At 63.2% G+C, this 20,524-nt stretch carries 17 protein-coding genes; 8 read left to right on the forward strand and 9 right to left on the reverse strand.

Annotation, left to right across the window (positions count from 1 at the left end):
* Positions 1-44: 44 nt before the first annotated feature.
* Positions 45-758, reverse strand: a complete 714-nt coding sequence (locus EP867_RS03210; protein ID WP_128486758.1) for an invasion associated locus B family protein — start codon at positions 756-758, stop codon at positions 45-47.
* 494 nt (positions 759-1,252) lie between these two features.
* On the opposite strand from EP867_RS03210, the gene EP867_RS03215 reads away from it, so the two are divergent.
* Complete coding sequence (locus EP867_RS03215; RefSeq protein ID WP_128486759.1) at positions 1,253-2,812, forward strand: helicase HerA-like domain-containing protein; 1,560 nt, start codon at positions 1,253-1,255, stop codon at positions 2,810-2,812.
* Between the two features lie 62 nt (positions 2,813-2,874).
* On the opposite strand, the gene EP867_RS03220 is transcribed toward EP867_RS03215, so the two are convergent.
* The 5 genes from EP867_RS03220 to EP867_RS03240 all read right to left on the reverse strand — a co-directional run bounded on the left by EP867_RS03220 (position 2,875) and on the right by EP867_RS03240 (position 9,445).
* A complete protein-coding gene (locus EP867_RS03220) occupies positions 2,875-3,762 on the reverse strand; it encodes a TPM domain-containing protein (RefSeq protein WP_128486760.1) in 888 nt (295 codons plus the stop codon).
* Positions 3,759-5,144 (reverse strand): pyridoxal phosphate-dependent decarboxylase family protein, encoded by a 1,386-nt coding sequence (locus EP867_RS03225; protein ID WP_128486761.1) that lies wholly within the window; start codon positions 5,142-5,144, stop codon positions 3,759-3,761. Before EP867_RS03225 ends, EP867_RS03220 begins: the two co-directional genes overlap by 4 nt.
* Complete coding sequence (gene gph / locus EP867_RS03230; RefSeq protein ID WP_164888747.1) at positions 5,141-5,806, reverse strand: phosphoglycolate phosphatase; 666 nt, start codon at positions 5,804-5,806, stop codon at positions 5,141-5,143. The genes EP867_RS03225 and gph overlap by 4 nt, the downstream gene beginning before the upstream one ends.
* A gap of 126 nt (positions 5,807-5,932) precedes the next feature.
* Positions 5,933-6,955, reverse strand: coding sequence for an aspartate-semialdehyde dehydrogenase (locus EP867_RS03235; protein ID WP_128486763.1), 1,023 nt, complete (start codon positions 6,953-6,955; stop codon positions 5,933-5,935).
* Positions 6,956-7,156: 201 nt separating this feature from the next.
* Positions 7,157-9,445, reverse strand: coding sequence for a glycosyltransferase family 2 protein (locus tag EP867_RS03240; protein ID WP_128486764.1), 2,289 nt, complete (start codon positions 9,443-9,445; stop codon positions 7,157-7,159).
* A gap of 141 nt (positions 9,446-9,586) precedes the next feature.
* Here EP867_RS03240 and EP867_RS03245 point away from each other — a divergent pair, with 141 nt between their 5' ends.
* Complete coding sequence (locus EP867_RS03245) at positions 9,587-11,815, forward strand: glycosyltransferase family 32 protein (RefSeq protein ID WP_128486765.1); 2,229 nt, start codon at positions 9,587-9,589, stop codon at positions 11,813-11,815.
* 87 nt (positions 11,816-11,902) lie between these two features.
* On the opposite strand, the gene EP867_RS03250 is transcribed toward EP867_RS03245, so the two are convergent.
* A complete protein-coding gene (locus EP867_RS03250) occupies positions 11,903-13,039 on the reverse strand; it encodes a polysaccharide biosynthesis/export family protein (protein WP_241656800.1) in 1,137 nt (378 codons plus the stop codon).
* Positions 13,040-13,138: 99 nt separating this feature from the next.
* Positions 13,139-14,440, reverse strand: a complete 1,302-nt coding sequence (locus EP867_RS03255) for a capsule biosynthesis protein (RefSeq protein WP_128486766.1) — start codon at positions 14,438-14,440, stop codon at positions 13,139-13,141.
* Positions 14,441-14,655: 215 nt separating this feature from the next.
* Here EP867_RS03255 and EP867_RS03260 point away from each other — a divergent pair, with 215 nt between their 5' ends.
* From EP867_RS03260 to EP867_RS03275, 4 genes are all read left to right on the forward strand, one after another.
* Positions 14,656-15,273 carry a riboflavin synthase gene (locus EP867_RS03260; RefSeq protein WP_128486767.1) on the forward strand — a complete coding sequence of 206 codons (618 nt, stop codon included), beginning with the start codon at positions 14,656-14,658 and terminating at the stop codon, positions 15,271-15,273.
* A gap of 3 nt (positions 15,274-15,276) precedes the next feature.
* Complete coding sequence (prfA, locus tag EP867_RS03265; protein WP_128486768.1) at positions 15,277-16,332, forward strand: peptide chain release factor 1; 1,056 nt, start codon at positions 15,277-15,279, stop codon at positions 16,330-16,332.
* A complete protein-coding gene (gene prmC / locus EP867_RS03270) occupies positions 16,329-17,174 on the forward strand; it encodes a peptide chain release factor N(5)-glutamine methyltransferase (protein WP_128486769.1) in 846 nt (281 codons plus the stop codon). Before prfA ends, prmC begins: the two co-directional genes overlap by 4 nt.
* A 241-nt stretch (positions 17,175-17,415) precedes the next feature.
* The gene (locus tag EP867_RS03275; RefSeq protein WP_128486770.1) at positions 17,416-18,324 is read left to right on the forward strand and encodes a DUF4167 domain-containing protein; all 909 of its coding nucleotides are present in this window, start codon (positions 17,416-17,418) and stop codon (positions 18,322-18,324) included.
* Between the two features lie 59 nt (positions 18,325-18,383).
* Here the strand turns inward: EP867_RS03275 and EP867_RS03280 are convergent, their stop codons facing one another.
* Positions 18,384-19,055, reverse strand: a complete 672-nt coding sequence (locus EP867_RS03280; protein WP_128486771.1) for a PAS domain-containing protein — start codon at positions 19,053-19,055, stop codon at positions 18,384-18,386.
* A 231-nt stretch (positions 19,056-19,286) separates the two neighbouring features.
* Here EP867_RS03280 and EP867_RS03285 point away from each other — a divergent pair, with 231 nt between their 5' ends.
* Together EP867_RS03285 and rarD are read left to right on the forward strand one after the other, a co-directional pair.
* Entirely contained in the window at positions 19,287-19,496 is a 210-nt protein-coding gene (locus tag EP867_RS03285) for a heavy-metal-associated domain-containing protein (protein WP_128486772.1), read from the forward strand.
* Between the two features lie 101 nt (positions 19,497-19,597).
* The gene (gene rarD, locus EP867_RS03290; RefSeq protein WP_128486773.1) at positions 19,598-20,521 is read left to right on the forward strand and encodes an EamA family transporter RarD; all 924 of its coding nucleotides are present in this window, start codon (positions 19,598-19,600) and stop codon (positions 20,519-20,521) included.
* Positions 20,522-20,524 lie beyond the last annotated feature (3 nt).

The following is a 20,524-nucleotide window of genomic DNA, read 5'->3' on the forward strand; positions in this document are numbered from 1 at the left end:
GCGGCCTTTCAGCCACCGCCCTTCTGATCTCCTGAGGTCCGGCCTCAGTTCTGCGACGCTGCCGGGGCCTGGGCCTTGGCTGCTTCCTGCGCCGCTTTATCCGCAGCGTCATTGGCTTTCAGCATCGCATCCCAGGCGGCCGTAAAGCCTTTCAGCGAGAGGGTGATATCAACCTGCTCATCGGGCAGCATGGCCGGCACGATGGTCACGGTGCCTTTGTTGCCTTTGCGGAAGCTGTCGACCTCAGCGGCGGTAAAGCCCACGCGGGCCACGCAGCCGATCGGCGCGCAGAGCGTGAAGGGGTAACGCTTGGGCTGCGCGCTGTCGATCCGTACGGTGACCTGAGCGGTCAGCAGCGTCTCAAGCGGCGTTACAATCGAGGCACCGGCCACAGCCTGACCACCCGGGGGCAGGTTGAAGAGATTGATCTCTGCCACCGAATTGCCCTCTGCGTCCTTCAGCAGCTGATAGGCCTGGCAGGGATCAACACCGGTTTCCGAGCGGATGCAGTTCAACTGCCAGTCGCCGAACGTCTCTTTGATATAGGTGGTGCCGGTCTGGGCGGTTTCTTCGCCCATGGACATGCCGGCAGGCGCTGCCGGAGCAGCCTGCGAATTGCCCTCAGCAGGCGCTTCAGTCGGAGCCTGAGCCGCAGGCGCCTCAGGGGCAGCCGGGGTTTCAGGCGCGGTCTGCGCTGCGAGAGGCGATGCCAGGGCCATCGAGAGGGCCAGGGCGAAGAACGTTTCGGTCGATTTCATGTCAATCCCGCAAACATTTGGATCTGTACCGGGGTTATCACGGGGGCCTGAGTAAGTCAGTCCCCTATCCGGGGGGGAAGGCGTATTCCCGCCGCATCCCCCGCATTTGTGATCCGCACCCGGCGGAAGTTGGATAGTGATAAGGCTCTGTCTGAAATGCGGAAAAGGGCCTTAAGGCCCTTTTCCATGATCTTATTGCTCCCTGTCGGACTGGCCGACTTATATGCCCTCAGGCTAGGCGGGCTGCGACAATCCGTCAATAAAGATTTACAATTTTCCTGCAACCGAAGGCTGACCTGCCCGCTCTGCGACCATCTGAACAGAAAAAAGGCCGCGCCGGAGAGGGCGCGGCCAGTCTGACAGGGACGGGGGCCCGCCCCGGCAGAGCGGCGGACCCCGAAAGCCATAGTGGCGCAGAAGAATTAAGAGAGTATGCTGCGGGGCGGTGAAATCCCCGGATACCTGGCAGCGCCGGGGCGGGACACGGAGGTCGGATGACAGATCGAATTTTTGCCGGCGGCGGCGGCGTGGATTATGCAGAGCCTCAGGCGCTTTTGCTGGGCTATGCCAACCGTCACGGGCTGATTGCGGGGGCGACGGGCACCGGGAAAACGGTGACCCTTCAGATCCTGGCAGAGGGTTTTTCTGCCGCGGGTGTTCCGGTGGTTCTGGCCGATGTGAAGGGCGATCTGTCGGGGCTTGCAAAGCCCGGCGTGGCAGAGGGCAAGCTTCACGAGGCTTTCGTCAAACGCTCTCAGACCATCGGTCTTGATCTTGAGTATAAGGCTTTCCCGGTGGCCTTCTGGGACATCTGGGGCGAGCAGGGTCACCCGCTGCGGGCCACGGTGGCCGAGATGGGGCCGGTGCTGATCGCGCGGATGCTGGAGCTGACCGAGCCGCAGGAGGGTGTTCTCAATATCGCCTTCCGCCTCGCGGATGAGCAGGGCCTGCCGCTTCTGGATTTCAAGGATCTGACCGCCGTTCTTGCCTTCCTTGCCGAGAATGCGAAGTCGATTAATCCCGCCTGGGGCTATGTCGCTCCGGCGTCCATCGGGGCGATTCAGCGCCGTCTGCTGGTGCTGGAAAACCAGGGCGGGGCTGCGATGTTCGGCGAGCCGGCACTCGAGCTGGCGGATCTGATGCGGCAGTCCGATGACGGGCGCGGCGTCATCAATATCCTCGCTGCGGACCGGCTGATGAACACACCGCGGCTTTATTCCATGGTGCTGCTGTGGATCCTTTCTGAGTTGTTCGAAGAGCTTCCCGAGGTCGGAAACCCGGATAAACCAAGGCTCGTCTTCTTCTTTGATGAGGCGCATCTCCTGTTTGACGGTGCCCCGAAAGCGCTGATCGACCGGATTGAGCAGGTTGCGCGACTGATCCGCTCCAAGGGGGTCGGGGTCTATTTCGTGACGCAGAATCCGGCGGATGTGCCGGAGGTGGTGCTCGGTCAGCTGGGCAACCGGGTGCAGCACGCGCTGCGCGCCTTTACCGCCAAAGACCAGCGCGAGTTGCGTCAGGCGGCGCAGAACTACCGCGCCAATCCGCGTTTCAGCATCGAAGATGCGATCCGCGAGGTCGGTACGGGTGAAGCGGTGACGTCCTTTCTGGAAGCGAAAGGCGTGCCGGGGGTGGCCGAGCGGACGCTCATTCGCCCGCCGTCCTCCTTCAACGGCCCGCTGACACTGGCCGAGCGGGCGGCGGTGATCGCGGCCTCACCGTTGGCGGCGAAATACGAAAAGCTGCTCGATCGCGATTCGGCCTTTGAAATGCTGGCCCGCCGTGCGGCCCGGGCAGCGGATGAAGCCGCCGGAGCCGCCGCCGAAGTCGCCCCGGCGGAGGGCGGCGGCTACAACCGCGCGCGCCGCTATGATCCGACACCGCGCTACAGAACGCCGAAGGCCGATGCTCCGGCGCCAAAGCGCAGCAGCGGCGCGTCGCGGTCAGATTCCGTCACCCAGACCTTCGCCAAAAGCTTTGCCCGCCAGCTTGGCACCAAAAGCGGCCAGGCCCTGGTGCGCGGTATTCTCGGCACGCTGTTCCGGGGCAAGTAACCATCGCTACGACAAAGGCGCTCTCTTTTTAGAGCGCCTTTGTCTTTTCGCCTTCTCAGCTTTCAATAGCGCCCGGAAGCCCCGCCACCGGAGGAGGAGCCGCCCCCGAAGCCGCCGCCGCCACCAGAAGAGGAGCCGCGGTCTGAGCTTTGGTCCCCCGAGCCCGCGTCCGGCAGGGCGCGCCAGGTCTCCCAGCCGCAACTGCTGCAGAAGCGGCGCATGGAAAGGACCTCCTCGCCCGGGCGCCGGCCCGCTTTGGTGCGGATGGTTCTGGCGCGGCACTGCGGGCAGGGACGGTGGCGGGCCAGAGCGTCGCCGAGTTCTGCCCGGTTGGAGTAAAGGACCATGCCTCCGATCAGCGCCATGAAGGTGAGAAAGGTGACCAGATCATTCTCGTTCTCCTCAGGCGCATCGGGCATCCCTTCGGTCGCGGTGAAGCTGACCCCCTGTGAGAGGGGACGGGCGATGTAATCAGCAACGCCGCTCACCCCGGCCTCCAGCCCCTCCGCGTAGCGCTCATCGCGCAGCAAAGGCACCATCAGCGCATCAATGACCCGCTGTGCGCGGTTGTCCCAGACCGGCTCATAACCCGCGCCCAGCTCAATGCGGATCTCACGGGTGTCGGTGGCCACAAGGATGAGAAATCCGTCATTGCGGATCCGGTCGCCGATGCCCCAGTCGTTAAAAAGGGCCGTGGCAAAGGCCGCAAGGCCGGTCGGGCCGTCATAATCGATCGGGCTGCGCAGCGTGGCGACGACCCCGTGGATGCGGGTCTCCTCGCGCAGATCCGTCAGCCGACCGCGCAGCTCAGCCTCCTCCTCAAGGGTGAGGACATCGGCGAAATCATTGACGTAAAAGTCTTCTGCCGCAGGCAGATCGGCCAGGGCAGCGAGAGGCAAGAGCAGAAGGGCCAGCAGCCCCCCGCTCAGCATCAGCCGCAGCGCCTTCATTCCAGAAGCTCCGAGAGCACGGTATGCACCATCATCACATCCTCTTCGGTGCAGTCAAACTGCCCGACCTGCACGCGGATCACCAGACGGTCCTGGTGGCGGGTCTGTGTCAGATAAACCCGTCCGTCGTCATTGATCCGCGACAACAGGTCAAGCGTCGCCGCCTCGCCGTCGCGGTGCGCGAAGGTGAAAAGCGACAGCGCCGGGGCCGTCACAATCTCAAGATCGGGCAGTTCGGAGAGCAGGGCACAGAGCTGTCGGCTCCAGTTCACGTGGTTGCGGATGCGGTTGCGCAGATCCTCAAGCCCATGAGCGCGCAGCAAAAACCAAAGTTTCAACGCCCGGAACCGGCGCCCTAAGGGAACGGTCCATTCGTTGAAATTGACGACCTCATCCTGATCAGGGGTCTCAAGGTAGCTGGGGCGCAGGCCCAGGGTTTTGATCTGCTCATGCGGGTTTGCGATGAACTGCACCGCGCAGTCAAATTGCGCGCCGAGCCATTTATGGGGGTTAAACACTACCGAATCCGCCCCTTCGATCCCCTCCCAGAGCAGGCGGAACTCCGGGCAGATCATGGCAGATCCGGCCCAGGCGGCATCGACATGCACGGGAAGACCGGCCTCTTTGGCGACGGCGATGAGTTCGGCCACGTGATCAAAGGCCCCCACCGAGGTGCCACCGACGCAAAGGATCACCCCTGCGGGCATCATGCCGGCTGCGCGGTCGGCTGCAATCGCGGCCTCAAGCAGATCGGGCCGCATCGACAGGCTGTCGTCGGTCGGAATTTTCACCAGGTTCTGCTGGCCGATCCCGGCCACGCGGGCCGCCTTATCAACGCTCGAATGGGTCTCGCCACTGGTATAAAGGCGCAGCACCGGCATGCCCGAAAGCCCGGCCTGAAGCCCGTGCCAGTTCAGCGCGCGCTCGCGCATGGTGAGCACGGCAGAGAGGGTGGCGGTGGTGGCGCTGTCGTGGATCGTTCCCGTAAAGCGATCGGGCAGGCCAAGTGCCTCGCGCAGCCAGACCATCATGGCCTGTTCCACCTCTGTGGCCGCCGGAGAGGTCTGCCAGATCATGCCCTGGCAGGCCATGGCATTGACCAGCTGCTCTGCCAGCATCGAGACGGGGGCGGCATTGGCGGGGAAATAGGCAAAGAACCGCGGGTGCTGCCAATGGGTCATACCCTGGGGGATCAGCCGGTTAAAATCGGCCCAGATCTCTTCCATGCTCTCCGGCAGTTCAGGAGCTTTGGGGGGAAGCGCATCGCGGATCGCGTTGCGCGGCGTGCGCGCCCGCACGGGGCGGTCACGCAGGTCCAGATGATAGTCATGCGCCCAGTCGGCAGCAATCTTTGACCAATGACGCAGCTCATCATGGTTCATGCAGGTGTCTCCCCGGTCTTCGCCCTTGCAAGCCTGCGCACCGCGCCCGGCAGGGCGTCGAAGGCGTCAAACTTCACCGCAAAGGTGAGACGCTCCTCGGGCAGATGGCAATAGCCGCCGGTAAAAAAGGCAAAGGGAAATCCGGCGCGTCGCGCAGTTTCCTCATCCACCTCACTGTCGCCGATATAAAGAAGCGGGTGTCCGCCCAGCGCGTCAAAAGCGCTGAGCAGCGGGGCGGGATCGGGCTTTTTCACCGACAGGCTGTCGCCGCCGATCACAACCTCGAAAAATTCGGCAAGGCCGCAGGCCTTCAGAACGTCATGGGTGGGGCCGATATTTTTATTGGTGCAAAGGCCAAGACGATACCCTTCTGCCTTCAGCGCATTCAGCGCCTCATGCACCCCGGGATAAAGCCGGGTCTGTCCGTGATCGTAATAGCGCAGCATGGCCGCAAGCATCGGCTGCTGGCGCGCCTCACTGATGGCGTAATGCGCGCGGGCCTTGCCGATCAGCGCGGGAATGCCATTGCCGATAAAGCCGATGACCTGCGCCAGCGTCAGCGGGGCGAAGCCCTCTTCCTCAAGCACTTTGTTGAGCGCGAGGGCGATATCCGGGGCGCTGTCGATCAGCGTTCCGTCGAGGTCAAAGACAAGAGAGGGCATGGCAGAACTCCGGCGCAGATGGCCATGTTGTGCCTTCTCAGATTGCGGGGGTAAAGTGAATTTCCCATGAAAAAACCGCGCCCTCCGGGTGGGAAGGGCGCGGCTCATTAACGGCTTTGGCTGCGATCAGTCCTTTTTCAGGCAACGCTTGCCAAGAACTTCGGCGATCTGAACGGCGTTCAGCGCCGCGCCTTTGCGCAGGTTGTCCGAGACGCACCAGAAGTTCAGACCGTTCTCGATGGTGTTGTCCTGACGGATCCGCGAGACATAGGTCGCATCTTCGCCCGCCGCTTCGACCGGGGTCATATAGCCGCCGGCTTCGCGCTTATCGATCACCAGAACGCCGGGGGCTTCGCGCAGAATCTCAGTCGCTTCTTCCCAGTCGAGGAAGTCTTCGGTCTCAATGTTGATCGATTCCGAGTGGCCGACAAAGACCGGAACGCGAACGCAGGTGGCCGAGACTTTGATCGAGGGATCAAGGATCTTCTTGGTCTCAGCGACCATCTTCCATTCTTCTTTGGTGTCGCCCGAGTCGAGGAAGACGTCGATATGCGGGATCACGTTGAAAGCGATCTGCTTGGGATAGACGCTGGGGGCAACGTCCTGGCCGATGACGAAGAGACCTTTGGTCTGATTCCAAAGCTCATCCATCGCCTCTTTGCCGGTGCCCGACACCGACTGATAGGTCGAGACGACAACGCGTTTGATCTTCGCGCGGTCGTGCAGCGGCTTGAGAGCCACAACCATCTGCGCGGTCGAGCAGTTCGGGTTGGCGATGATGTTTTTCTTCGCGTAGCCGTCAACCGCTTCTGCGTTCACTTCCGGCACGACCAGCGGGACGTCCGGGTCATAGCGGTAGAGCGACGAGTTATCGATGACGACGCAGCCCGCTGCAGCCGCTTTGGGCGCGTAAACTTTCGTTGCATCCGAGCCGATTGCAAAGAGCGCAATGTCCCAGCCGGTGAAATCGAAAGTGTCGAGGTCCTTAGTCTTCAAAGTTCGGTCGCCGAAAGATACTTCGGTCCCGAGCGATTTACGCGACGCCAGTGCCGCGATCTCATCAACCGGGAATTCACGCTCAGCAAGGATCGAGAGCATTTCTTTGCCCACGTTCCCCGTAGCGCCCACGACAACGACTTTGTAGCCCATCATGGCCTCCTTAAAGACATAAGCCCCGCCGCACGATCGTCGGGGCAGGGAGGGGCTTACCCGAAGGGGGGGCCGGGGGGAAGGGAAACTCCGGGACAGGGGTTAACAAAATGACGAAAAACACAACATTTCGTCGGTTCGCTCGTCAGAACGCAGCAAACCACCGACAGGCAGGCCCTGCAGGCGGATGTTGCTTAAAAATCAGGCGTTGAGTGGCGGGGTTATTTGATCTTCCGCGGTTTCGGCGGCCTTTTCATCGTCAATGGTGAAGTGAAAGCCCTTCGGCAGGCTCTCTGCAAAGGCAATGTGATCGGGCACCACGCCGGGGCCGGCGGTAAAAACCGCGCCGCCAAAATGCGGGGTCAGTCGGGACAACCGCCTCAGACGCTCTCCGGTCAACTCCTGATAAAAGGCTTCAAATTTTTCGGTGGCGCGCAGCTCAGCGATTTTGGCGCGATGGGCGGCGACGGCGGCCTCATGGGCGGCGCGAATTTCAGGATCGGCCATCAGCCGCTCCCATTCGGCCTGCAGCAGGGGCAGGCGGTTCCGGAGGCTGCAGTCTTCAACGACATTGTGGTTCATCCGAAACCAGTAGTGCAGCCCCTGATCGCGGTCGACGTGGTTCACCCGGCCACGGTCGCGTTTCACAAGAAAGCTCTCCGCAGAACGGACGGCGTAGTGGTTCAGTTGCACCCAGTCATAGCCCCAGGTCTCATTGGTTGAGCGCCAGCCGTTGCGGTAGATCTCTTTCGGCATCCGTTTGCCGGATCCGGTCAGCCAGATGATGCTTTCCCACAGATCCGGGCGCAGCCCCTTGGGGCGGTGAACGCCGAGTTTTTTGAAGATGTCGATCGTGCGAAAAAGGGTCTTAAACCCCCAGGCCTGATGCGGCTTGCGGATCAGTTCCGGCGCGCAGCGCGTGAACTGGCTGATCATGAAGCGATCCTCGAACCCGGCCACATCGCCATTGCCAAAAAGCCGCCAGGTCAATGAGATCATATTGGCACCGGGTGCGGCCTCTTCCATGGCGGCGAAGAGTGTCGGCAGGCGGCCATCCCCCAGTTTGATATTGATGAATTCATCGACATCCATGCAGATCGCCCAGTCAGACTGCCGGATCACAGGCTCAGTCTCTGCGGCCTGTAGTGCCGCGTGCTGGGGCTTTAACTCTCCCCCAGGAACCCAGGGGTTCACGCGATGCTGCACCAGCCCCTTGCGTTGCAGCATTTCCAGCAGGGTATCGGTGCCGTCGGTGCAATCATTTGTATAGATCAGAAAATCGGTGACCCCTATGGCACGGTGCCAGGCCAGCCACTCCAGAATGAAGGGCGCTTCATTCTTCATCGTGGTGACGATGGCGGTTCTCGGCTCGGCGGGCGGGGTGAGGGCGGGGGCGACTGAGACCGGCGGACGCACGGGTTTATGCCCGAAGAGATCCCCCGCCATGGCCAGCAGGGCCGGATCTTCGATCAGAGAGGTTTTGGGGGCCAGCTCCCCCGCGCTGCGGTCGGGAATGCGCAGGGCCATTGCGCGCAGGAAAGGCGCGACCAGGCTGCGATCGGGGCGGGCATAGGAGACGCGCCGGACCCGCCAGGTCTTCTCCAGTCCCGCGCGTTCAGGCGCCACGGCCCAGCGCGCCACGGCGTGGCGGGCGTCGAACTGACGACAGATGTGATCTGCAAAGACAGGCTCTGCACCGGGACGGATGCGCCAGGGATAGATGCGCTGCCCGATCAGCAGGATCACCCCCTCGGGGGCCGCCGCCGTGCGGCTGAAAAGATCCGCCTCGCCCTCTGCCCGGGGGGGCAGCCAGTCGCAGGGGTCGAGCAGCGCGACCGCCCGCGCCGAGCGCAGGAAGCGCCACTTCAGCGCCTCATGCAGTGCCATCTCGCCCAAAGGCGCCCGGAAGGGGTCCGGCTCTGGCGGCGTCATTCGGTCTTTGCCCGGTGCATCCGGGGCGAGGAAGGGATGGCTTTCCGGCCCGAGGCCCGGCTTTCCGGTCGGAAAATCAGGCTCCACCACCAGGATACGCAGCGGGCTTCCGGCCATAAGGGCCTGCAGCGCCCGGGCGAAATCCCCGGTCTCAGGGCCAGGGGGGGCACGATTGACGATCAGCGCGCCGGTCAGTCCGTGATGGGTTGCGTGATAGCTCAGCCAGTCGCGCAGCATGGCCGGCGTTTCAGCCACGCGCAGCGCCAGCGCCACATTGCAACCGGCCAGAAATGCGCGGTCATCGGGAAGCCCCGGCGCAGGCGCCCCTTCCAGATCGGCGAGCCAGCTGCCGGAAATCTCGCGCAGTTCACGCAGCTTTCCCGTCCGTGGCAGGGCCGAGAGCACCGCTTCCTTTGAGCTGCCCCGCGCGAAGATCAGCCGCACGCGCCCCGGCTCAGCTCCATCCGCGATCGCGTCAAGCAGAACGGCGCCTGAGGGGCAGATCTGCGCCCGGAGACTGCGGCGCAGGAAGAGGGCAGGGTCAGGATTTTGAGGCATTTCGCAGCATCCGGGCTGATGTCCGCCACAGAGTTGCACCCGGAATGTTAAGGAACCAGTGCGAAAATCAAAACCTGAAGACAAATTCCGACCGGATTATCATGTTATCCGGAGAGTGCGGCAGGCAGGGGGCTTCGGGCTATGGGCAGGGACTACAGGATCGGCGCGCTGTGGATCGGCGGCAGTCTGAGCTATCTTGAGCAGCTCTGCCTGAAAAGCTTTGTCGATGCCGGGCAGCCTATCGTGCTCTACACCTATGAGGGCGTCACCAATCCGCCCGCCGGCGTCGAGTTGCGTGACGCCGCTGAGATCCTGCCGCTGACCGGGTTTCTGCGCCATGGCCGCACGGGCTCTCCGGCGCTGCATTCCGATCTCTTTCGCTATCACATGCTGGCAAAGCAGCCCGATATGATCTGGGCGGATACCGATGCCTATTGTCTGCGCCCCTTCACCACGCCGAACGGGCATTTCTACGCCTGGGAGAGTGATCACGGTTTGAACGGCGGCGTTCTGGGTCTGCCCCCCGACAGTGAGACTCTGCGTGCGCTCCTGGACTTTACCTCTGATGAATATGCCATTCCGCCCTGGTTCAGCGCCGCCGAGCAGGACCGTCTGCGAATGCTGCGCGACGCGGGCGCGCCCGTTCATGCGGCGGATCAGCCCTGGGGCGTCTGGGGCCCGGCGGCGCTGACCCATTTTCTGAAGGCGACGGGTGAGGTGAAATACGCCCTGCCACGGGTGGCGCTTTATCCCTTTCACTACCGCGACCGGCGGCAGATGTTGAAGCCGGGGGTGCGGATTGAGGATTATGTCACCGCAGAGACTTACTCCGTTCATTTCTATGGGCGGCGGATGCGGGCCCGCATTCTCTCCACAGAGCCCGAGGGTGTGCCGCGTCCGGGCAGCGTCATCGGGCGTCTTTTGAAGGCGCATGGCATTGATCCGCGCGCAGCCCCGCTGCCGGGGTTTGTGGCTGCCGGGAAACTCCTGCCTGCTGAGGCGCCCCCGGCGATGCCCCCCGCGCTTGCGGTCGCAGAGGCTGAGGAACTGTCGCTCACCTCTGTTGCGGATCTGACGGGGGCTGCGGTCGGGGATCTTCTGGCACTCTGGCAAAAGACCGGCTGCGACATCAGTCTTTTCGATGCGGATCCCTCAGGGCCTTTCGCGGGGGGCGGCTCTGCGGGGGCCACGAGTGACAGCCTTCTGTCCCGGGGGGTGCCAGCCGGAAAGCTGCATCTGATTTCGGGGCCGGAAGATATTCGCCCCGTTGATCTGATCCTCAACCTCGATGGTTTCGGGGCGCGGTGGAAGCAGCCGCTGTCACCCGTGGTGATCGGGGCGCTGAGCCATGCGGACACGCTTTTGCTGAGTGATATCCGCAAAGGCCGCGGTGCCTGGCACTGGCTTAAAGCGCTCGGACCCACAGAGGCGCTGGGCGAGGCCGCCGGACTGACACGGGTTTGCACGCGCACTGCGAAAAGTGAGGTGCAGCCCGGCTGGGCAGGTCTGGCCCGGGAACTGGCGGGCGATACCGGTTTTTTTGAGGATCTTGGCGAGCACAGTTTCCTCTTCATCCCCCGCTCTGAGAAGGTGCTGGTCGTCACCTTCGACAATCTCGATATTGCGATGAACAAGCGGGAAGACCGTCGTCCATGGGGATTTGACTTTATCGAAAAGCAGGGCTGGTCGATGCTGGGCGTGATGGCCGCAGGCTGGACCTGGTATCGCGATCGCGCTGTCAGCGCGATGTTTGAGCGGCTGCGTGACGAAGGTTTTTTTGCGCGTTTCGAACGGGTTGTCTTTTACGGGGCCTCGATGGGCGGCTATGCGGCGGCGGCTTTTTCGGGGGCGGCGCCGGGGGCAGCAGTGGTGGCAATCTCGCCGCAATCCACCCTGGATCGCAGCCTCGTGCCCTGGGAAAGCCGGTATAAAACCGCCTGGGGGCGTGATTTTTCCGGGCCTTTCGGCGATGCGGCAGAGGTGAGTTCCGCAGCGTCGAAGCTGGTGGTGCTTTATGATCCCTATGAGCCGCTCGATGCCGCACATGTGGCGCGGTTCAGGGGTGGTAATGTGATGCGGCTTCCGGCGCCGCTTCTGGGGCATCGGCTCGGCTCATCGCTCTCGCAGATGGGGGTCCTGTCTGAGATCATCCTCGCCGCGCTTGATGGCAGCCTTAAGCCGCAGGAGTTCTACAGGGCTCTGCGCGCGCGGCGCAGCTTTCCGCGCTATCAGCGGGAGTTGTTCGCCAAAGCCATGGCAAGAGGGCATCGCAAACTGGCCCTGCGCATGGCGGAGCGCGCTTTGCAGCTGAATGACAACCGGCCGCTGCGCCAGGCCCTGCGTCAGGCGCGTGCCGGGGGAGAGGGCTGACGGCCGTCGGGCAGGGGGAGCGTCTGCCCGGCCAGGTCATAAAAAACCGGCCCGCAGGGGGTCGGTTCTGATCCCATGTCGCTGCGCTCAACCGCCTGAGGCGGAGCGCAGGCTGTCCGCCGCAGAGCTTGCGCCGGTCAGCGCGCTCAGGGTTTTTTGCCACTGCACGTAAGGTGCTTCGGTCACATAGACGGTGTCTCCGTCCCGCACCACGAAATCGCGGGCGTGGAACATCCCCATGGGCTGCGTCAGATCCAGCACATAGACCATCCGCTGGTCACCCTGCAGATCACTGCGGCCAAGCACCTTGTTGGCGATGCTCGCAGGCTCATTACGGAAGACGAAAACGCCCGTCGGATCGGCCAGATAGGTGTTCAGCCCCCCGACCTGGGCAATCGCCTCAATAGCCGAGAGGGTGCGGGTGTCAAAAGGAACGCGGGTCTGGGTGCCGGTCGCCCCCAGGGCCACAAAGGCGCGGCGGTCTTCTTCGACGACGATCTTATCGCCCGGGCGCAGGGCGATATCCGCCTTCGGGTTTTCATAGATATCCTGCAGCCAGACCTTGCGGGTGGTGCCCCCGCGGGTCACGCGGACCTGGGCCACGGCCGGCTGAATCGAGACACCGCCTGCGCGTGAGAGCATGCCCAGAAGCGAGCGGGTCGGTCGCTCAATCGCATAGACTCCCTGCGCGGTCACGCCGCCAGAGACCGATACGGTCGAGCCGTCACCGGCCAGGCGTGAGACCATGACCTGCGGATCCGGGGTCTGGCTTTCAAGCTCTTTGGTGATGGCGGCGCGCAGCTGGTCCGGCGTGCGGCCTGCGGCTTTCAGGCGCCCGGCATAGGGGACGAAGATATAGCCCTGATCGTCCACCTGAACATCGGTCAGCACCGAGAGCCGCTCTCCGGCCACGGAGAGCAGGGGCTCATCTTTGACGTTCTCAAAGATATTGAGGTTGACCACATCGCCGGGGTTGATGCGATCTGCCGTCACGCGGCCCGCGGCGGCAAAACTTTGCGGGAAGCTCAGATCGGGGACCACGGCGGTGGCGCGGGTCACACGGTCATTGACGGAGACGACAAAGGCATCGCCCTGCTGCATGACGCTGCCGGCGAAAATTTCGCGCTTGCTGGGTCCCGACCTGGGCAGGCCGCAGCCTGCGAGGGCGATCACGCAAAGGCTCAGGACCAGACGACTGGCCCCGGATCTGACTTCTGATCTCACTGCTCGGTCTCCTCGTCGGACCTGTTTTATATTTTGGCACTCACGCTAGCCGAACATGCTGCACCGTTCCAGTACACAATGTCGCACCCCCTCTGATGGTCAGATGATCAGCCGCAACTGTTGCCGCGGTGCCGCGCAGCCGCTGAGCAGCGCAGAATAGGGGTCTTCCGGCGCCAGCATCAGATCCACCACCTGCCGCAGCAGCGCGCGGCGTCCGCGGGACGAGTAATAGCCGCCCACCAGCTGGCTCGTCTCGAGAAGGAAGCGCCGGTAGTCGCGATAGGCTTTCAAATCCGGGCGACGGGGGGCGCGAAAAAACTCGGGCAGAGGCTGATCGCTCAGGAATTCCGGCTGCTGATAGACCGCACGGCCAAAGGCCTTGAGCGGCATCCCGCGCCAGAGCGCCTGCTGCGCAGCGGTGGAATTGACCGTCACTGCCGTGCGCGCGTGGTTCAGAAGCCGCGCCAGTTTGCCGCCACCTACATAGTGCACCCGCTCTGACAACCCGAGGCGCGCAGACTCTCGGGTGATGGCGGCCTCAATTCCGGCGCGGCCGTCTTCCAGGGGATGGGCTTTGAAGACGAGATGATGGTGCAGCGGTGCCCCCTGGGCGAAGCCCTCAAGGACCAGAGTGATGAACTCGGGCATCGAGGTGAAGGGCGAATGCATCTGAAAGCTGGAATCATGTTCCAGCTGCAGCAGCACCAGGTGATAGGGAAAGCCGCCCCTGGCAATCGCCTGCTCGGCCTGCCACCGCCGCAAGCGGTGCAGCGGCATCAAAAGCAGCCGCTTGAGGTAGAGGCGAAATTCCTGAAGCACGGTGATCGAGCGGTGGGGGCGGAAGTTCCGGTAGCGCCCGTTCAGCGCCATGACAAAGAAATGATAGGCTGCACCGTAAAAGATATGCTGGCGCAGATCGCCCCAGACGGCGGGCACTTCGGGCACCTCATCCTCGCCCCGGGTCAGGGCGCGGCGCATCTCTTCGAGCGTCAGATCCATCAGCCGGGAATTGCCGTTTGAGCCGCCGCGTTCATAGGTCACCCAATAGGGACGCAGATAGCCTTCCTCAAAGATATGGATGCGCAGACCTGCGGCGCGGGCGATCTCAATGGCGCGGGCGTGGATGGGGCGGGTGTCGCCGTAAAGCACCAGATCGGTGATCTGCCGGTCTTTGATCAGCCGTGAGAATTCTGCGGGCCAGTCCTCCGGGGTTCCGGTCCAGGCGATATAGCTGGATTTTTCCGGCCAGAAGACCTGATCGCCCCGGTTGAACCCCACCCGCCAGACCGCGCAGCCCGCGGCCCTTAACTGCGCGCCGAGTTTTGCAAAGAAGGGGCCGTGCGGGCCCTGAAGCAGCAGGAAGCTGCGGGGCGCCAGCGGAGGGCGGGGCAAATCCGTCATGTTAAAGACCACTTCAAAAACCGCGAAATGGCGGCTCACAGGAAAAGCAAAGCACAGGCATCGGGAAACGCGGAGAAATCAAAGCGGTTGCGCCCCCGTTTTTTGACAGAACACAGCCCTGTGGCACGATCAAGGCAGGGTGAAGGCAGCGCTGCTTCCCTCAGCGCGGCGGATCGTTTAGGGAAAGGCATCATTTCCCAAGGCGGAGGCGGAGCATGTTCACGGGGATTATCACGGATATCGGTGAGGTCGTGTCATCTGAGCAGCGCGGCGATCTGCGGGCGCGGATTGCCACCGCTTATGATCCTGAGACCATTGATCTCGGGGCCTCGATCGCCTCGGACGGTGTGTGCCTGACGGTGATCGCGCGCGGCACCGAGGGCGGGCGCAACTGGTATGACGTTGAGATTTCGGCCGAGACGGTCAGCAAGACCAATATCAGCGCTGAGACCTGGCAGCCGGGCAAACGTCTGAACCTTGAGCGTGCGCTGAAGGTCGGTGACGAGCTGGGCGGCCATATCGTCTCGGGCCATGTGGATGGTCTGGCCGAAGTGATCGCTGTGCGCCCCGAAGGCGACAGCCTGCGCGTGACCTTCCGTGCTCCGCGGGAGCTGGCCGGTTTCATCGCGCCGAAAGGCTCGGTCGCGCTGAACGGCACTTCGCTGACGGTGAATGAGGTCGACGGCACCGATTTCGGGATCAACTTCATCCCTCATACCCAGACGCAGACCACCTGGGGCGGGGTGAAGACCGGCGATAAGATCAATCTCGAGATCGATACCATGGCGCGTTATGTGGCGCGGCTGCGCGACTGGGCGGCGGCGGGCAACTGACGGATGCTGCCGGTCGCAAAGCTTGAACAGATCCTTTCGCGTTTCGAATATCTCGAAGCGCAGCTTGCGGCCGGACCGGCTGCCTCTGAAATCGCGCAGATCAGCCGCGATTATGCAGACCTGAAGCCGGTGGTTGAAGAGATCAACCGCTGGCGCGACCTTGAGGCGGGGATCGCCCAGGCCGAAGAGATGCTGGCCGATCCCGATATGAAGGCGCTGGCTGAGGAAGAGCTGAGCCTTCTGCGCGACGAGCTTCCCCGGGTGGAACACAGCCTGCGGCTGGCGCTTCTGCCCAAAGACGCCGCCGATGCGCGTCCGGCGATCCTTGAGATCCGCCCCGGCACGGGAGGAGAAGAAGCCTCGCTTTTTGCCGGGGATCTGCTGCGGATGTATCAGCGCTTTGCCGAAAATTCGGGCTGGCAGTTTCAGCTTCTGGAACTGAGCGAGTCTGATCTTGGCGGTGTCAAAGAGGCCATGGCCCGCATCGTGGGCGAGGGCGTCTTTGCGCGGATGAAATTCGAATCCGGTGTGCATCGTGTGCAGCGCGTGCCGACCACCGAATCGGGCGGTCGCATCCACACTTCCGCCGCCACCGTCGCGGTGCTGCCTGAGGCGGAGGAGGTGGATATCGACATCCCCGCACAGGACATCCGCATCGACACCATGCGCGCCTCGGGCGCAGGCGGGCAGCATGTGAACACCACCGACTCGGCGGTGCGGATCACCCATCTCCCGACCGGGATCATTGTGACCTCCTCTGAGAAGTCGCAGCACCAGAACCGCGCCAATGCCATGGCCGTCCTGCGCGCGCGGCTTTACGATCTCGAACGTCAGGCCCGCGATGAGGCCCGGGCGGCGGATCGCAAAACCCAGGTGGGGTCGGGCGATCGCTCAGAGCGCATCCGGACCTATAACTTTCCTCAGGGCCGTCTGACGGATCACCGCATTAACCTGACGCTTTATAAGCTCGATCAGGTCATGCAGGGCGATCTGGGGGAAGTGATTGACGCGCTGGTCGCCGAAGATCAGGCCGCGCGACTGGCAGAGGCCACGCAATGAGCTACAGCTCTCTCTCAGAAGCCATGGCGAAGACCCTGGCCCGCGCCCGCGCTGTTTTGCCGGAAGGGCCGGATCAGATCCTTGATGCGCGGATGCTGCTGGCCCATGCGGCAGGGCTGACGCGCGATAAGCTGCACCGGCTGGAGCTTGCGGATTTCACCCCCGAATTTGACGCGCGCTATGATGCGCTGATCGCGCGGCGCGCCAGGGGGGAGCCGGTGTCGAAAATTCTCGGCTACCGGGATTTCTGGAGCTACCGGTTCCACGTCACCCCCGATGTGCTCGACCCGCGCCCCGAGACCGAGTGCCTGATCGCGCTGGCGCTGAAAGCACCGTTCTCGCAGGTTCTGGACCTTGGCACCGGAAGCGGGGCAATCCTGCTGACGCTGCTCGCCGAACGCCCGGGGGCGAAGGGGACGGGGGCCGATCTCTCTCCGGCGGCCCTTCAGGTTGCGGCCAAAAATGCCGAAGCGCTGGGCGTGGCAGAGCGGGCAGATCTGATCGTCTCGGACTGGTTTTCGCAGGTTGAGGGGCAGTTTGATCTGATCGTCTCAAACCCGCCCTATATCGCGATTGAGGAAATGTCGGAGCTGTCGCGCGATGTTCTGGGCTTTGATCCGCGTATGGCGCTGACCGATGAAGGCGACGGGCTGAGCGTTTATCGTCTGCTGGCGGCGCAGTCCGGCGCCTGGCTGCGACCTGGTGGCCGCATTATCGTGGAAATCGGCCCGAGCCAGGGCGCAGCGGTGCGTGAATTCTTTGAGGCTGCGGGATTCGCCCAGGTGCAGGTGCATCCGGATCTGGACGGGCGCGAGCGCAATGTGAGCGCAATCAAAGGCTGACTTCCGCTCAAAGTCAAAAAAACCTCGGTGAAATCCGTAAAATTCAGCGGAATTAGCCAGAAACTGCTTGCGCCTGCGTTTCTGGCGTGCTTTCACAACCTCAGCGCAGGCAGAGACCCTTCGGTCCTGTTGCGCGTTACAGCCCGCAAAGCGTCGACCCGATTGCCCGTTTACCGGGGTTCAGCTTCAGGACAGCCTGCGCAGTCCGGGTCAGCCATATCAAGGCCGGAATACAGGACACATGAGATCCTCCAAGTCCCGCTCGCGTTCGAAACAGAACCGCCCGCGTACTATTGGTAATATCGTCAACCGGGTGTTCGACAGTTCGGGCCCCGATGGGAAAGTGCGTGGCACTCCCCAGCAGATTATCGAAAAGTATCAAGCCCTTGCGCGTGATGCTCAGCTGTCGAATGACCGCGTTGCAGCCGAAAATTTCCTGCAGCACGCAGAGCATTACACCCGTATGCTCGGCGAAGCGATGCGCGAGATGGCGGCAGAACAGGAAGCCCGCCGCCAGTTCCAGGGCCAGCATGGCAACGGGAATGGCAATGGGAATGGCAACGGCTATGGTCACCATCAGAACGGTGGCCAGCAGGGGGGCGATCGTCCGTCCTGGCAGTCGCAGAACCGTCGTGATGACCGCTCCTCTGATGAGCAGCCCGAGATTGCGCCGGTACCGGTCTTCCCCTTTGAGGACGCTGACGCCGGTTCCGCAGATGTCGGACTGGTCGAAACGCCGGAAGATCGCGCAGTCGCTGAGGCTGCACCCGTTCTTCTGACCGAAGAGGCAGCACAGCAGCCCCGCGAAACCCAGGGCCGCGAGCCCCGCTCGGGTGAGCGCCAGCCGCGTGAGCCGCGTGAACCGCGCGCGGAAGGTCAGCGCCGCTCGGGTGCGCCGAAGCGCGAAGATGACCGCCGTCAGGACCCCAAGCGTGAGAACCGTCGCAAAGACGATCGTCGCAGCGAAGAGCGCAAGCCGCGTGACCTTGCTGTGACCGAAGCTGAGGCCGTCTCGTCAGAGGCACCCGTTGCTGAGGCCGAAAAAGCACCGCGCGCCGCAGCCAAACCGCGCCGCGCGCCCGCAACCCGCACGCGCGCTAAAGCCGCAGCAGATGCGGAAGCCGCTCCGGTCCCCTCGGCTGAGGAATAAGGGCGGCACATGCCTTCTGAGACAGACGGGCCCCCTCGGGGCCCGTTTTGCTTTTCGTCTCAGCCCTTCACCAGCCGCAGATAGGGTGGTTGAGCCGGGGCGGTCGACGCGCCTCCACGCGGCAGGCGCTCCGCCTCTTCAAAGCGTGGCTGCCGCGCCGGAATGACACCCTTTTCTGCGGGCGGCACCTCGCGGAAGCGGCTGTTTTCCAGCCCGAAGCGCAGCACGCGGCCTGCGGGGCGGGCCTCGCTGATCAGGCAGGCAATGGCACGGTCGCAGCTGCCGTCACGCCCGGTCATCGGCAAAAGCAAAAGTCGTGTGGCGATGCTCTGGCGCAACAGGCCTGCCGGGGTGGAAAGATCCATTTCCAGGATCGCGGGACGGCGGAACACTTCCTCAATCCGGGCGGCCACCGCGCCGCGGCTCTCGGGGCTGATCAATGCGGTCAGCGGCATGCCTTCGGGGCTGAGGCCGAAAAGATCGCTGACCGATTGCCCGGCAAGGCGAACCCGCAACTGGCCGGGGGCGATCCGTTCGAGCAGGATAAGATGGTTAAGGATATCAGCGACACCCCGGGGATCAAAGCGGCTGCGCTCGGGCAGCAGGCGGGCCTCGCCGCGCAGCGCCAGCCAATAGGCTTCCAGTTGCGCGAAGGCTGCGGCCTGGCGGGGCAGCGCGCCGCCCTGAAGCAGCGTGAAGATCTGACCTGATCTGCCGGTGACTCCGCGCATGATATCTCTCCGAACCTCTCCGCCCGGGCAGGAAAGCCGCCGGGCAGACCACTGAGTAAACTTCCCCGCCGATCGGGCCGGGATGGATCAGATTATAGCCGGATTTCTCGAAAATTCTTCACATTTCCGAAGATTTGGTTAACCCGCTCAGCGACCGCCGCTGACCGGAGCTTCGCTCCCCCTTGCTCAGGGCGGCGCTGCGGGCCTATCTGTTGGCAAAGGAGATCCGCCATGCGCCGCGAACTGACCCTTCACCTTCCCGATATGAGCTGTGGGCATTGCTCTGCGGCTGTCACTGAGGCGCTGAAGGCGCTTGATCCCGAAGCCCGGGTGGGCGTCGATCTGGCGGCCCGCCGCGTGACCTTGAACACGTCTGCGCCTGAGGCAGAGGTGATTGCCGGGCTCGATGCCATCGGCTTTGAGGCACGTCCCGCGCTTTGATCGCGGCTGCGGCTGCGCCCTGAACTGACCCGGTGCCGGTGTCACAATCGGCATTTCCGAAATCTTGCGGGCAGGCGGTCCCTGCGCGTCAGGAGAGCATAATGACCGATACGACCCCCCTTCGCCGTCCGGCGGATCGCGACGATCCGCGCGGCTTCGCTTACGCGCTGGTCACCTACATGTTCTGGGGGCTGATGCCGCTTTATGTGGCGCTGCTCTCGCATATCCCCTCGCTTGAGGTTCTGGCGCATCGGGTGCTGTGGTCGCTGCCGCTGTCGCTGGTGGCTCTCGCGCTGATGGGCAAACTCGGTGCGCTGGTCCAGGCCCTGCGTGAGCCGCGCACGGTAATGATGGCGGCGCTGGCCTCGATGGTGGTGACCGTCAACTGGGGCGTCTACATCTATGCCATTCATATCGGCCAGGCGATGCAGGCGGCCCTTGGCTATTATATCAACCCGCTTTTCTCGATCCTGCTGGGCTTTCTGCTGCTCGGCGAGCGGCTCAGCCAGCTGAAATGGCTGGCGGTGGGCTTTGCCTTCGCCGCCGTGGTGGTGCTGGCGGTGGATGAAGGCGAGCTGCCCTGGCTTGCGATTTTGCTGATGGTCAGCTGGGGCTTTTACGCCTATTTCAAGCGCTCGCTTCCCGTTGGCGCCAATGAGGGCTTCGCGCTGGAGGTGCTTTTGCTCTTCCCCTTCGCAATCGCTTATCTGATCTTTGCAGAGATGCAGGGCTGGGCGCTTTTCCCGCATACGGGTTTTAAAGATTTTGCGCTGCTTTTCGGAATGGGGCTCTGCACGGCGCTGCCGCTGATCCTTTATGCCAATGGCGCAAAGCTGCTGCGTCTGTCGACCATCGCCATCATGCAGTATATCTCGCCGACCTGCATTTTCCTTGTGGCGGTTTTTGTCTTTGGCGAGCCCTTCGGCCGCGCCAAGGCGATTGCCTTCCCGCTGATCTGGGTGGCGATGATCCTTTATGTCATCGCCCTGGTGGCGGAGGGGCGCGCCCGTCGGCGCGGCCTCTAAACT

Source organism: Falsigemmobacter intermedius (genome assembly GCF_004054105.1).
GTDB lineage: Bacteria > Pseudomonadota > Alphaproteobacteria > Rhodobacterales > Rhodobacteraceae > Wagnerdoeblera > Wagnerdoeblera intermedia.